14 protein-coding genes and 2 pseudogenes are annotated in these 11,492 nt (G+C 59.1%); 7 read left to right on the forward strand and 9 right to left on the reverse strand.

What is annotated here, in order from left to right:
• Nucleotides 1-201: 201 nt before the first annotated feature.
• Nucleotides 202-363: a winged helix-turn-helix domain-containing protein gene (locus BLR85_RS26295; RefSeq protein WP_093164398.1), complete on the reverse strand. Its 162-nt coding sequence runs from the start codon at nt 361-363 to the stop codon at nt 202-204.
• Here BLR85_RS26295 and BLR85_RS26300 point away from each other — a divergent pair.
• Nucleotides 362-763 carry a hypothetical protein gene (locus tag BLR85_RS26300; protein ID WP_093164400.1) on the forward strand — a complete coding sequence of 134 codons (402 nt, stop codon included), beginning with the start codon at nt 362-364 and terminating at the stop codon, nt 761-763. The two genes, BLR85_RS26295 and BLR85_RS26300, sit on opposite strands and share 2 nt — an antisense overlap.
• Nucleotides 764-1,756: 993 nt before the next feature.
• Here BLR85_RS26300 and BLR85_RS30315 read toward each other — a convergent pair.
• From BLR85_RS30315 to BLR85_RS26320, 4 genes are all read right to left on the reverse strand, one after another.
• Complete coding sequence (locus tag BLR85_RS30315; RefSeq protein WP_093164402.1) at nt 1,757-1,891, reverse strand: hypothetical protein; 135 nt, start codon at nt 1,889-1,891, stop codon at nt 1,757-1,759.
• A gap of 106 nt (nt 1,892-1,997) precedes the next feature.
• Nucleotides 1,998-3,635 (reverse strand): chaperonin GroEL, encoded by a 1,638-nt coding sequence (gene groL / locus BLR85_RS26310; RefSeq protein WP_093164404.1) that lies wholly within the window; start codon nt 3,633-3,635, stop codon nt 1,998-2,000.
• A gap of 158 nt (nt 3,636-3,793) precedes the next feature.
• Nucleotides 3,794-4,174 (reverse strand): cupin domain-containing protein, encoded by a 381-nt coding sequence (locus tag BLR85_RS26315; RefSeq protein WP_093164406.1) that lies wholly within the window; start codon nt 4,172-4,174, stop codon nt 3,794-3,796.
• A 94-nt stretch (nt 4,175-4,268) separates the two neighbouring features.
• Complete coding sequence (locus BLR85_RS26320) at nt 4,269-4,505, reverse strand: hypothetical protein (RefSeq protein ID WP_093164408.1); 237 nt, start codon at nt 4,503-4,505, stop codon at nt 4,269-4,271.
• Nucleotides 4,506-4,655: 150 nt separating this feature from the next.
• Here BLR85_RS26320 and BLR85_RS26325 point away from each other — a divergent pair, with 150 nt between their 5' ends.
• On the forward strand, nt 4,656-5,390 hold the full coding sequence (locus tag BLR85_RS26325) for a Crp/Fnr family transcriptional regulator (RefSeq protein WP_093164411.1): 735 nt from the start codon (nt 4,656-4,658) through the stop codon (nt 5,388-5,390).
• Between the two features lie 58 nt (nt 5,391-5,448).
• Here BLR85_RS26325 and BLR85_RS26330 read toward each other — a convergent pair whose 3' ends face one another.
• Nucleotides 5,449-5,637 carry a hypothetical protein gene (locus BLR85_RS26330; protein ID WP_093164413.1) on the reverse strand — a complete coding sequence of 63 codons (189 nt, stop codon included), beginning with the start codon at nt 5,635-5,637 and terminating at the stop codon, nt 5,449-5,451.
• Nucleotides 5,638-5,852: 215 nt separating this feature from the next.
• Complete coding sequence (locus BLR85_RS26335) at nt 5,853-6,266, reverse strand: hypothetical protein (RefSeq protein WP_244520887.1); 414 nt, start codon at nt 6,264-6,266, stop codon at nt 5,853-5,855.
• On the opposite strand from BLR85_RS26335, the pseudogene BLR85_RS30125 reads away from it, so the two are divergent.
• From BLR85_RS30125 to BLR85_RS26355, 4 genes and pseudogenes are all read left to right on the forward strand, one after another.
• Nucleotides 6,261-6,464, forward strand: a pseudogene (locus BLR85_RS30125) (transglutaminase family protein); the annotation flags it as partial. The gene BLR85_RS26335 and the pseudogene BLR85_RS30125 sit on opposite strands and share 6 nt — an antisense overlap.
• 132 nt (nt 6,465-6,596) lie before the next feature.
• Nucleotides 6,597-6,734: a hypothetical protein gene (locus BLR85_RS29395; protein ID WP_170844787.1), complete on the forward strand. Its 138-nt coding sequence runs from the start codon at nt 6,597-6,599 to the stop codon at nt 6,732-6,734.
• 75 nt (nt 6,735-6,809) lie between these two features.
• The gene (locus BLR85_RS26350) at nt 6,810-7,343 is read left to right on the forward strand and encodes a hypothetical protein (protein ID WP_093164419.1); all 534 of its coding nucleotides are present in this window, start codon (nt 6,810-6,812) and stop codon (nt 7,341-7,343) included.
• An 82-nt stretch (nt 7,344-7,425) separates the two neighbouring features.
• Nucleotides 7,426-8,508, forward strand: coding sequence for a transglutaminase family protein (locus tag BLR85_RS26355; RefSeq protein ID WP_244520888.1), 1,083 nt, complete (start codon nt 7,426-7,428; stop codon nt 8,506-8,508).
• 381 nt (nt 8,509-8,889) lie between these two features.
• Here the strand turns inward: BLR85_RS26355 and BLR85_RS26360 are convergent, their stop codons facing one another.
• Together BLR85_RS26360 and BLR85_RS26365 are read right to left on the reverse strand one after the other, a co-directional pair.
• Nucleotides 8,890-9,615, reverse strand: a complete 726-nt coding sequence (locus BLR85_RS26360) for a lipid-binding SYLF domain-containing protein (protein ID WP_093164421.1) — start codon at nt 9,613-9,615, stop codon at nt 8,890-8,892.
• Between the two features lie 356 nt (nt 9,616-9,971).
• Nucleotides 9,972-11,101 (reverse strand): IS3 family transposase gene (locus BLR85_RS26365; RefSeq protein ID WP_425284513.1). Its coding sequence is split into 2 segments (ribosomal slippage): nt 9,972-10,867 and nt 10,867-11,101, totalling 1,131 coding nucleotides; the frame shifts between segments, so codons are not numbered across the junction.
• A 102-nt stretch (nt 11,102-11,203) separates the two neighbouring features.
• Here BLR85_RS26365 and BLR85_RS28770 point away from each other — a divergent pair.
• Nucleotides 11,204-11,492: pseudogene (locus BLR85_RS28770) on the forward strand (transposase); the annotation flags it as partial.

The following is an 11,492-nucleotide window of genomic DNA, read 5'->3' on the forward strand; positions in this document are numbered from 1 at the left end:
AAGGTCTGGGTGCGCCAGTGTCCGAAGGGCGCGTGATCGACAAGGCGTTGCCCGCACGGGGCCCAGCCGGTGGTTTTGGCCATGTTGGTCTTGACCGAGGTCTCGTCAATGAAAGCCATTCGTTCCAGATGGTTGGCCATGAAGGGCTGACGCTTTGTGATCCAGATATGGCGCTGATCGGCGACATCTCTGCGCTTCTGCTCAAGTGCCTGAAGGTCTTTTTTTATGCGTCAGACCGAGCTCCCGCAGCACCCGCCAGACGGTGCCGCGATGGACCTCGATGCCATGTGTCTCGGCCAATTCCGCTGCCAATTCGCCGAGTGTGATCTCTCCCTTGTCGGCGAGCTCACTCGAACAATACATGCTCAAATCGGAAACCGAACGTGAGGTTGGCTATCCGTTTGTGCGCTGCGCTGGCCTATACTTCGGCTATGGCGAGTATGGTGGTGCCGCGCTCGGCGAATCCATCGTGATGGATCTCGCGAACAGTGGAACGCAATACGTCTCGGTTGCCGCAATCCTAAGAAAAGTTAAAAAGTCGGAACGTGGACTTCCCGCACAAGATATTAACGTCCATTTCGAGGAAGCCGCTACCAACGCGAAGTCCATCTCAACCCTTTATGCTGATCGGATGCGCCAAAACTACGCGACTGTCGGTGAGGCCTGGGGCAGTGATCAACTCATCGCGTCGGATCGCGCAATCTGCGACGAACTCGGGCCGGTGGTGCAAATGATCCGGCAGCGGGCTGGTTTCAGTGGCTAGTCCAGGCCAAGTCTATCTGTGAAATCCAACAAAGAGTGCCACGCGTGGCGCAAAGGCGACGTTCCGCCATCCAAGGGCGATTCGCCGATAGGTCGAACGCAATGATACAGCTTCTATGGAACGTTTTCTGCGCACCCGGATATCTCGTTCTCTGGGTTCTCTATTTGTTTCCCACTGAGTGGGGAATGAAAAGAAACGTTGTGCAGACAGGAAGGCAATGGAAGGCAAGGAGCATACTTGCTCCTCTAATCTCGTCTGCAATCTACGTTGCAATTCTGTTCAGCGTTCTCAGTCCCAATCTTGTATCATCATAAGTTCGAGCGCCGTCGATATTCTGGCAGTGCAGGTTCATCCATTTCTTCCCTGCATCTTCCGTACGCATCACCGCACTTCAGGGGGGCGAAGGACCGCAATGCGCAGCCAACGGACATGGTGGCGCGGTGGAGGCCGGCACCGGCCGCGAGCGACGGGTTTGCCGACGTTGCAGACCTTCGCCGCGAACGCGAAATCCACCCGCACGCTACCGCAGCATTGGGGAAGAAGGGCGGATTCAGGCCGTTCTCTGCAGGCGCAAGAACGGCCTGGCCCTCAGGCGAGAGCCGACATTGAAAAGCCCTCGAAACGAAGCATTTCTCTGCGTCGCCGCAAGTCGGCACAGAGCCCGAACTACCGAATGCTGCAAAATGCTCTGATGTCTGAAAACAGGAGCGAAGCGGTTATTCGAGGATGGCTTAGTGTATCTGTCCGGATGATGGATGGCATGGATTTACATGTAATTACAGATGCTTAATTGGACCCGTGTGCAGAAAGTGTTTAGATCGCGTTTTTTCGTGCTATGTCGCGCTTACTACGACAGGCTGGTTCATCCGCTGCCGAGCGACATTCTGCCTCGCTCGGTCCGAGATGAGATAACGGCTGCGGTGAATAATAAGGTGACAAAGGGCAACTCGGCATCATGTCTATTTCGTTCACTGAATAGGATTCCACTACCGCCTATTTCTTCTTGTGTTCGCCAAGATTGGTCAAGGCTTTACCCTTCGTGAAGTCGGCTGTCGCAACGACCTTTTCCTTCACCTTCTTGGGCTTCTTCGCTTCACGGTTGCCGCGTTGCTTGTCACCTTTGGACATTTCGGTTCCTCCTGGTCCTGGATTTTTCTGACGCAGTGATCGGCATTTGTTTCAATCACCACCGTGGATTGGTGTCCTGGGGCACCTGCCCGCGGGACGCCGGCGTTCACATCATTCCGCCCATTCCACCTATGTCGGACAATTCGCTTCCGGCACTGGCCTTCTCGGGCCTCTGCGCGACCATCGCTTCGGTCGTGATCAATAGCCCGGCAATGGACGCGGCGTTTTCGAGCGCGATACGGACGACCTTCGTCGGATCGATGACGCCGGCCTTCAGCATGTCGACGTATTCCTCGGTCTGCGCGTCGAAACCGAAGGTCGGGCTGTCGTTCTCGATCACCTTACCGACGACGACCGATCCGTCGACGCCGGCGTTTCCGGCAATCTGTCGCAGCGGCGCCTGGATCGCGCGCCGGACGATCTTGATGCCGGCATCCTGATCGCTGTTGTCACCCTTCAGCGTCGCCAACACCTTGCCAGCATGAACGAGGGCCACGCCGCCACCGGGCACGACACCTTCCTGAACCGCAGCGCGGGTGGCATTCAGCGCATCATCCACGCGGTCCTTGCGCTCCTTCACCTCGATCTCGGTTGCCCCGCCGACCCGGATAACGGCAATGCCGCCGGCAAGCTTGGCCAGGCGTTCCTGCAGCTTCTCCTTGTCGTAGTCCGAAGTGGTCTCCTCGATCTGTGCCCGGATCTGCATGACGCGCGCGGCGATCGCGTTCCTGTCGCCGGCACCGTCGATGATCGTCGTGTCATCCTTGGTGATCGCGACCTTCTTGGCGGAACCGAGCATGTCCATGGTGACATTCTCCAGCTTGGTGCCCATTTCTACGGAAATCACCTGACCGCCCGTCAGCACGGCGAGGTCTTCCATCATCGCCTTGCGGCGGTCTCCGAAGCCAGGCGCCTTGACGGCCGCGACCTTCAGCCCGCCGCGCAGCTTGTTGACGACCAGCGTCGCCAGCGCCTCGCCCTCTATGTCCTCGGCCACGATCAGCAGTTGCTTCTCGGCCTGAATCACAGCCTCCAGCAACGGCACCATGGATATGAGAGAAGTCAGCTTTTTCTCGTGGAGCAGGACGACGCAGTCATCCAGCTCGACGACCATCTTCTGAGCATTCGTGATGAAATAGGGGCTCAGATAGCCGCGGTCGAACTGCATGCCTTCAACCACTTCGGTTTCGGTCTCCAACCCCTTGTTTTCCTCGACGGTGATCACACCTTCCTTCCCGACCTTGACCATCGCGTCGGCAATCTGCCGACCGATCTCGACTTCTCCATTGGCAGAAATCGCCCCGACCTTGGCGATCTCGTCGCTGTCACCGACAGGTCTGGACATGGTCTTGATCTCGGCCACGACTGCGGCCACTGCCCTGTCGATGCCGCGCTTCAGATCCATCGGGTTCATGCCGGCCGCGACGGCCTTCATACCTTCCTTGACGATGGCCTGGGCCAGAACGATCGCGGTCGTGGTGCCGTCGCCGGTCTCGTCGTTGGTGCGTGAGGCCACCTCATTCACCATTTGCGCGCCCATGTTTTCGAAATGATCCGAAAGCTCGATTTCCCTGGCGACGGTGACGCCGTCCTTGGTGATGCGCGGAGCGCCGTAGGACTTGTCGAGAATGACGTTTCGGCCCTTGGGGCCGAGAGTGATCCTGACGGCATTCGCCAACGTGTTGATGCCTTTCAGCATACGGTCGCGGGCGTCAGTACTGAATCGGACTTCCTTGGCGGACATGTTGTGGGTTCCTGAGGTTGGGATTCCGGAGTGACAGGCGCCCTCTCGGATGGCGGCGGGCCGTGCGGTTTTCCGTCTCGCCGGACGCTGACGCGATGGCCATTCCTTGAGGGTCGGTGAGTTTCGGTTCCAAACGTTTGCCGCTGCCCCGGTACCGCTCAGTGCGAGTGGTCTTGCGTCTGGTTCTCCGGAGCCGCGAACAGGATCATCTGGACCTGCTCCGGTCCCGAAACATATCCGTCATGGCCGGGCGGGATTTCAAAGAAGTCGCCGGGACCAATCGAAGTCTCAATTCCCGTGTCGATCATCCGCACCACCAGGGTTCCTGCGATGCAATAGCCTGTATGGCGCATTGGGCAGGAGTCGGGCGAACCAAGCAAGGGCTTTTCGTCCTTTTCCCAAGTCCAGCCCGGCTCGAAAGTTGCGCGCATGCCGTTGGTACCATCGGCCATCGTTACGATGTCGATCCCGCCCCGCTCCTTCATGTCGAGAGAGTCGTCGGGGTTTTCGAATCTTCTTACTTCGATTGAACTGTTCATTTTCTTCCTTCTTGATCCTTTGGCGATGTCGAGGCCGAAACCGAGACGTAAGGCACTTTGCTGCCGCGCTACTGCGGTCCACGAAGCCGCCGGCTTAGACGCGACGCACTGAGTTGCCGCCAGCAATGATCGCGTTGATGAGGCTCGCGACAGATTGGTGCTCTTGCACTTCCTCTTCCGTACCAGTGGCGTTTTCATGGGTCCCCGCTGCGTTGCGAAGAACCCCCACGATCTCGTGCTCCGGCAGCAACCCGCGATCGTTCATGGCGAGCAGGAGCGCCTCGCAGATTGATAGGGCGGCCTGGCCTGCATGTTCGCTCACGTCGGACATCTGGGTTTCCTTCCTTGGCATCGTGAACCCAGGAGAAGGTGAGGTTCAAATGCATCCGTACTTGTCGCAGGAAGTGCTCTATGCTGGACTGATCCAGAGCAGTGTCCGGGCCGATTTCCGCTCTTGGGTGACGCCACGCCGGGAGGCCTTATGACATCAGCTGAACACAGCCCCCTGACACGAAAGCTTTCGGCCTTCGTCACTCTAACGGAGCTCGAGCTGGCCGTGCTTGAACGACTGCACCAGCGTCGCCGCTCCTTTGTCGCGGGGCGAGATATGGTGCATCAGGGCCAGTCGGCTCAGGCCGCGTATATTCTATCCGCGGGTTGGGTCTGTTCTTACAAGCTACAAGCCGACGGGACTCGGCAAATCGTGGATTTTCAGGTGCCAGGGGATTTTCTGGGATTGCGGAGCGTCCTCTTGCGCACTTCGGACCACAGCTTCGAACCCATCGTCCACATCGAGGCTGCCGAAGTGCTGACGAGCGACCTTCTTGATGCGTTCGCGCGGACCCCTCGCCTGGCGACCGCCATACTCTGGGCGGCGTCAAGGGACGAGGCGATGGTCGTGGAACATCTCGTCGGGATCGGTCGGCGTGATGCGGACGCCCGAATGGCGCATTTCCTGCTGGAACTGGGTTCGAGGCTTGCGCTGGTCGGCATGGGCAGCAAGGAAGGGTTCGACTGCCCGCTGACGCAGTATCACCTCGCCGATACACTGGGGCTGAGCGCGGTCCATGTGAACCGCGTCCTGCGGCAGCTTCGCGAGAGTGGACTGGTGACCTTTCGGGACGGACATGTGACGTTTCACGACTATGGCGGACTGGTGGAACTTGCCGAGTTCGATCCGGCATATCTGGACCTGAGCGGCCCGCTCCTGAAATGAGAGGGCCGCCCTCCATTGCTCGGCAGGCGGCCCCGGTAATCACGTCAGACGCGGGAGGTCACGCGAGGGCGTGCGTCGCCGCATCGAGTTCCTTGTTGGTCTCGACTTCGTTCTTCGCCGTGTTCGCCTTCTCGGCTGCCTGGTAATGCTTCAGCGCCGCATCCTTCTTCGGACCGGCGGGCGCCTTGTCCCACGCGGCCTTCACGGAGGTCATCTTTTCGGCAGTCTTGTTTTGTTCGGGAGTCATTGGAAATGTCCTTTCTGAACGTTCCGAGAAATAAGAAGCGCGCCGACATGCCGACCTTTTGGGGGTCGGCATGCCCACACGCTTCTCGGGTACTCGGAAAAAGATGCGCCACCAAATATTCGGCGGGCACGTCTCACCTATCCGGTGTCGTTACCATGCCGCACTGACGCAGGTTAGTTTCGGCGCCTGCGGCATGGCGATTGCCTCTTCGGTTCTCAAGTCACCGCAGTTTGCTGGTGGGAAATCCTCAGCCAGCTGTCGTCATCGTTGAGGTACGTCGAGGCGCAGAGGGCTTTGTAGATCGGCACGTCGGCTTTCTCCGCCGAAACGCGATAGGTGAGAATGGCGATGCCACGACACCGCATCGCGCGCCGTTCGGCCATGACGACGGAACGCCAGCCGGTTCTTTGCCCAAGATGGGTCCAGATCTGGTCACCCTGGAGGATGCAGGGCGGATAGGGGAAGACCATGACTGCGTTGGTCGCTGTCGTTGCCCGCACGTTGTCGGCGCCACTGGTCCAGAAGTGTTCCTCCATGTCCCAGAGCTTGGCCTGTTCTTTTGGAGAAAGCGTACCGGACTTGTGCGCTGCAGGTGCCGGTCTCCTCGCGGTCGCGGTTGAAACGGTCATCCGCCAGGGGACTTCGCCGCATGGATGGAGGTCTTTCTCACTGGTGAATGGCACATCTTCGACCCGCGGAACAACAAGCCGAGGTTTGCGAGAATTCTGATCGCGCGCGGGCGCGATGCTGCCGATGTGCCTTTGACCCAGACATTCGGGGAGAACACTTTGACGGGATTCAAGGTCTGGACCGATGAATTGGCCTGATTGACCTTGGCTTCCTTTTCGATGCGCCATCGTAATTGGGGTGGCCAATCCCCATGTAGGTATTACTGGCGCAATGCATCCCGGTCCGTCATGGACGAGGAGTTGGCGCTGGCCAATCAAAGGAACGATGACATGTCCTTCAAGGACCTGACTGCCCAGGCAGCGGCCGCAATGAAGCCGAAGCCTGCGGAGACCGCGAAGAACCCTGCCAAGGAGAACAAGCCCAAAGCCGCTGACACGGAAGCGCCAGCGAAATCCAACACATCGTGAGATGTGCACAGGCCACGCGCCCCATTCTTAACGGCGCGAGGACCACCCGCAGCAACAAGGGAAAGGACGATGCCAATGGAAGAACTGACGAGCAAGACCGTTGCTGTCTTTTCCCGACCGTTCACCGTTCCAAGCTTTGCCGAGACGCTCCCGGCGGGAGAGTACGAGATCGAAACGGAGTTGGTTTCGCCCCCGGATCAAAAGGATCCCGCGGCCTGGAAAGCTAACGTAATGGTAAAGCTCCATCCGCGAATCTCGCATCCGGGACTTGCGCGGATTCTGACCGTTTCGCTTGCCGACCTGGACCACGCACGCGCCAGGGACAAGCTGTCGGGCAAGGCGTTGTCCGACTTCTTTCTCGAGGAAATGCTGGCAGATCCGATGGTGCGTCTCGTGATGAAGGCTGACGGAGTCTCCGAGGCGCATCTGAGACATCTCTACTCAGGGCATGGCACGCCTGATCACAGCTTGAATGCGCCGGCGTCGAAGACGACCACCCAAAAGACGCGGGACGATGCGTCGATCCTGGCAGCCGAAAACGAAGGCATGCCCTCAAGACCGGAAAAACTGTCGCGATCGCACAGCCGCGACGTCGTGGGACAGATTTGATGGCGGACAGGGCCATCGCGGGAAGTGCAGCGCCGGACATCGAGACCGCGAGGGCCTTGGGCGACGTAGCCCAAGAACGGCGATGCCTGCGATGCACTGCGTCGTTCTGGAGCGAGGGTTTCGGAGAACGGATCTGCCGGCGCTGCAAGGGGTTGAACGCCTGGCAGAACGCCGCGTCCGTCAACCCGGGCGCATCTCGCCGCCGCTGATCCCCACAGGCGCGCGCTCCGTCTTCCTCGCAGCGTACTGGAACACCATTTTGGCCTGTCTCGACATCGTTCACACCACAACCTACCGATACCGTAACGAGGTCTCTCTCGGGCCGCAAAGGATGATGCTGCGTCCCCGAGAAACGAGGGAACTGAGTCTTCTCGCGCACGCCCTGTCCATTTCTCCGATGGCGACCGTAACATGGGCGCATGACGTGGCCGGCAACGCCATCGCCACCGCCGTCTTTGACGACAAGACAGATCATCTGGTGATCAAGAGCCGCGCTTCAGTGGAACTCACCGCGCCAGCCTGGCCGGTCTTTGCCATCGCTGCCTCGGCCGCCCGGTACCCCTTCTCCTACGCCGCCGACGAATGGACGGATCTGGGTGCGTTGACGGTACCGCAATACTGCGACCCAGACGGCCGCCTTGCCCGATGGGTCGAGGGATTCGTCATGACGCGCCCGACCGACACGCTGTCTCTGTTGAAGGACATCAGCGATGGTGTGTTCACCCAGATTTCCTACCAGAGCCGTGACACTGAAGGCACCCAGTCGCCGACCCAGACCCTCGACCGGCGATGGGGCTCGTGCCGTGATTTCGCGGTCCTGCTCGCCGAAGCCGCGCGCACTCTTGGAATCGGGTCTCGTATCGTCTCAGGCTACCTGTCCGATCCAGGAGACAGCTTTATCGGGACCGCAGGTGCCGGGTTTACCCATGCCTGGGTCGAGATGTACTTGACCGGTGCTGGATGGATCGCCTTCGATCCAACGAACCGGAGCGTCGGGTCGCAGAACCTGATACCGGTCGCAGTCGGTCGCGACATCCACCAGGTCGTACCTGTCTCGGGGAGTTTTTCGGGAGGTTCCGACGCCCTTGTTGAACTCTCAGTTCAGGTCTCGGTTCGTGGCAGAACAAGGCAAAACACATTGCCCATGGCGGAATGCACAGAATGACTCTCTAAGTCATAGCAGTATCCCGCGAAGATGCGCGAATTGTGTGCAATCCAAGCAGAAGGTTGGCAAAGCGCACTGAACCGGTCATCGGCACAGACTCAGTGAAATGTCCATTTGCCCGCACTGCCGCCCTCCGGCAGAGCCCAAATCTCGCAGGCGCAGCGAATGGCTGGTTCGGCGATACTGCGCAGCGGCGCTGGAGTGCGTGGCAAAGGTCGGCTTTGGGCCGGTTACGCATGGCGAAACAATGCTGCACCCGCGAAGGGAGGCGCCACGGTGAAGGTCCATTGTGCGCAGGAAGCGGTAAACCCGAACGTCGTTAGAGTTGGATTCAATCCATCCAGTTGAGCGCCAACCTCGGCACGCGAAAAACGGAGCAACTCAGTTCAACGTCGGATCTATCCAGTACTTCGTGCCTGCGGCGGTGGCTGAGGCTTTCCAACCCTGATCTGTGACGTAGAAGATCGCCCTACCATCGATAAACCCGACATTGACGTTGGTCCTATCGTCTCCGAACATTGTGCCAGCTTCCGCCGTTGCGTCGTAACCATGCGTAACAAACTCCTCGAAATCGTCGAGATACTCGAAGAGAATGACAACTTGGGTTTCAAACCCCCCGACTCCGAGGGAGAGCCCAACGCCCGCCGTTCCCATGTTCATGTAGATTGGCTTTTGTTGCTCTCGTGAAATTGCAACCCCACGACCGGCTCCCGCGGCGAGGTTTGCGATCACCAGTTTTCGGGTGTCGAACACTGCAACACCGGCACTTTTCTCGATCAGGTCGACTATCTCAGGCTGTTCCGCCAGAAGACGCTCAAAGGTCGCTCGCGCCATTGCGTCGAGTTCCGCTCGGGTATTCTCCGGGGTGTCCTCGTTGGACAGGAGATCGAAGGTCGAGGTGATGCTTTCGTCGACTTCCTTTGTAACCTTGGCTGCCCCCTCCATGACTGCGTCACCTGCAATCGAAGCACCCTCCTTCACCAGACCGGCACCCTCCTGGATCTTCTCTGCACCCTGCAAGAGCTTGTCCCGGAATGATTGTGAGTCTGCGGCGGTGGAGGCCAAAGCGAGCGACGTTGCGATGGCTATAGCTCGTATATTTGGCATAGTGAAATCCTACAGAGAATTGCATTCCAACCGACTTCTGCAGCGACGGCTCCGCAGGTCAAGCAATGACATCAGTTCAGTGCGGTCAAGCTGGACGAAAACGCCACGCCATGGAAAACAAGAAGGCAGAGGCCGCTTTGCCGACCTTGCCGCCATTCGCCGCGCGCGCAGCAACCCAAAACTCGCTCCGTGGTTTCCGACAGGCTGAACGAGAACCGGACTTTCGCGGCGGCTTATACCGAAGGCCGGTCAGCGGACGGAGCCGCCTGATGCTGGCGCAGCGAGAATTGCCTTGATTGCTGGACGGTATCATCGGATTGGACCTGTCACGCTTTGATGCCGCTCCGATTTCTCACTTATGCAGCCTGAGCCTCGAAGGCCAAGGGACTTTTCCAGCCGAGAGCTGAATGCTTGCGGTGCGGATTGTAGAAGCCGTTGATGTATTCGAAGATCGCCAGTTCGGCAGCCCGCCGTGTCGGCCATGAACGGCGCCAGATCAGCTCGGCCTTGATCGTCTTGAAGAAGGTCTCGACCGCCGCGTTGTCGTAGCAGTTGCCTTTCCCGCTCATCGAGACCTCAAAGCCATGCTGGTGCAGGATCTTCTGGTAGTCGTGAGAGCAATACTGGCTGCCGCGATCCGTGTGATGGATACAGCCCCTGGGCGGTTGCCGCAAAGCAATGGCCATCTTCAATGCTCTGATTGCCAGATCACGCTTCATCCGGTTGCTGACAGCCCAGCCGACGACGCGTTGGGAATGCAGATCGAGGATCACAGCGAGATAGAGCCACCCTTCCTGCGTCCAGACATAGCTGATGTCACCCGCCCATTTCCGGTTCGGGCGATCTGCCAAGAAGTCGCGATCCAGCAGGTTTGGCGCGATGTTGAAGCTGTGATTGCTGTCGGTTGTCGCCTTGAACTTCTTGCTCCTCTTCACGGATATGCTGTTCATACGCATTAGCCTGCCAACGCGGCGGTGACCGACATGGAGGCCAAGTTCCTTCAGTTCCTCGGTCATGCGCGGGCGGCCATAGCTGCCCAGGGACAGGGCGAACTGCTCGCGGATGTGAGCCAGGACCACCATGTCATTGCGCTGGCGGTTGCTGAGTGGACGGCGACGCCAGGCTCGATATCCCCGAGGGCTGACATCCATGATCTTACACAGCCGGGCCACCGGGAAATCGTTTCGGTGTTCTTCAACGAAGGCAAACCTCATTTGCTTCTCTCCGCGAAGAACACCGTTGCCTTTTTTAGAACGTCCCTCTCCTCCCGGAGCTGCCGGTTCTCTCTGCGCAGTTCTGCGACCTCGCGCTCAAGGTCGGATTGCGCTGTCGGCTTCTCGGGGTTCTTGCGTTCCTGCTGGATCCACCGGCTCAGCGTTGAAAAGCCAACACCGAAATCCGCAGCCACCTGCTTGCGAGAAAGCCCGCTCGTCAATGCGACCCGAACCGCTTCTGCGCGGAACTCCGGGCTCGGTCGTGATGCCATGTCTGTTCTCCTTTGCGACACGATACGTGTTCAAAGGAGCGGCACAATTCCGCGACACGTCCAGTTTGATTTGTGATTCACCCTGTTTGGGAGGATCACGTCATGCCGGCACCGTTACCCAAGGAACTCCGAGATCGCTTTGCGCGACTGATCGAAGAAGGGCTGACAGGGAGGGAAGCATCCCGGCGCCTTCAGGTTTCTGCCGCGACTGGGGGACGGTGGGCGCGCCGGATCCGGAGTGCGGGTGAAGCTGTTGCCTCTCCGATGGGGCGTCCGGCAGGAACCGGCAAACTGGCCGCTCATGTCGGGTTCTTTCAGGAACTGATGATCCAGGACCCGGATATCACTCTGTTTGAGCTGCGCGACGCTCTGGCCGATGCCGAAGGCGTCA

The sequence above is a fragment of the Aliiruegeria lutimaris genome (genome assembly GCF_900099935.1).
In the GTDB taxonomy this organism is placed as follows: domain Bacteria; phylum Pseudomonadota; class Alphaproteobacteria; order Rhodobacterales; family Rhodobacteraceae; genus Tropicimonas; species Tropicimonas lutimaris.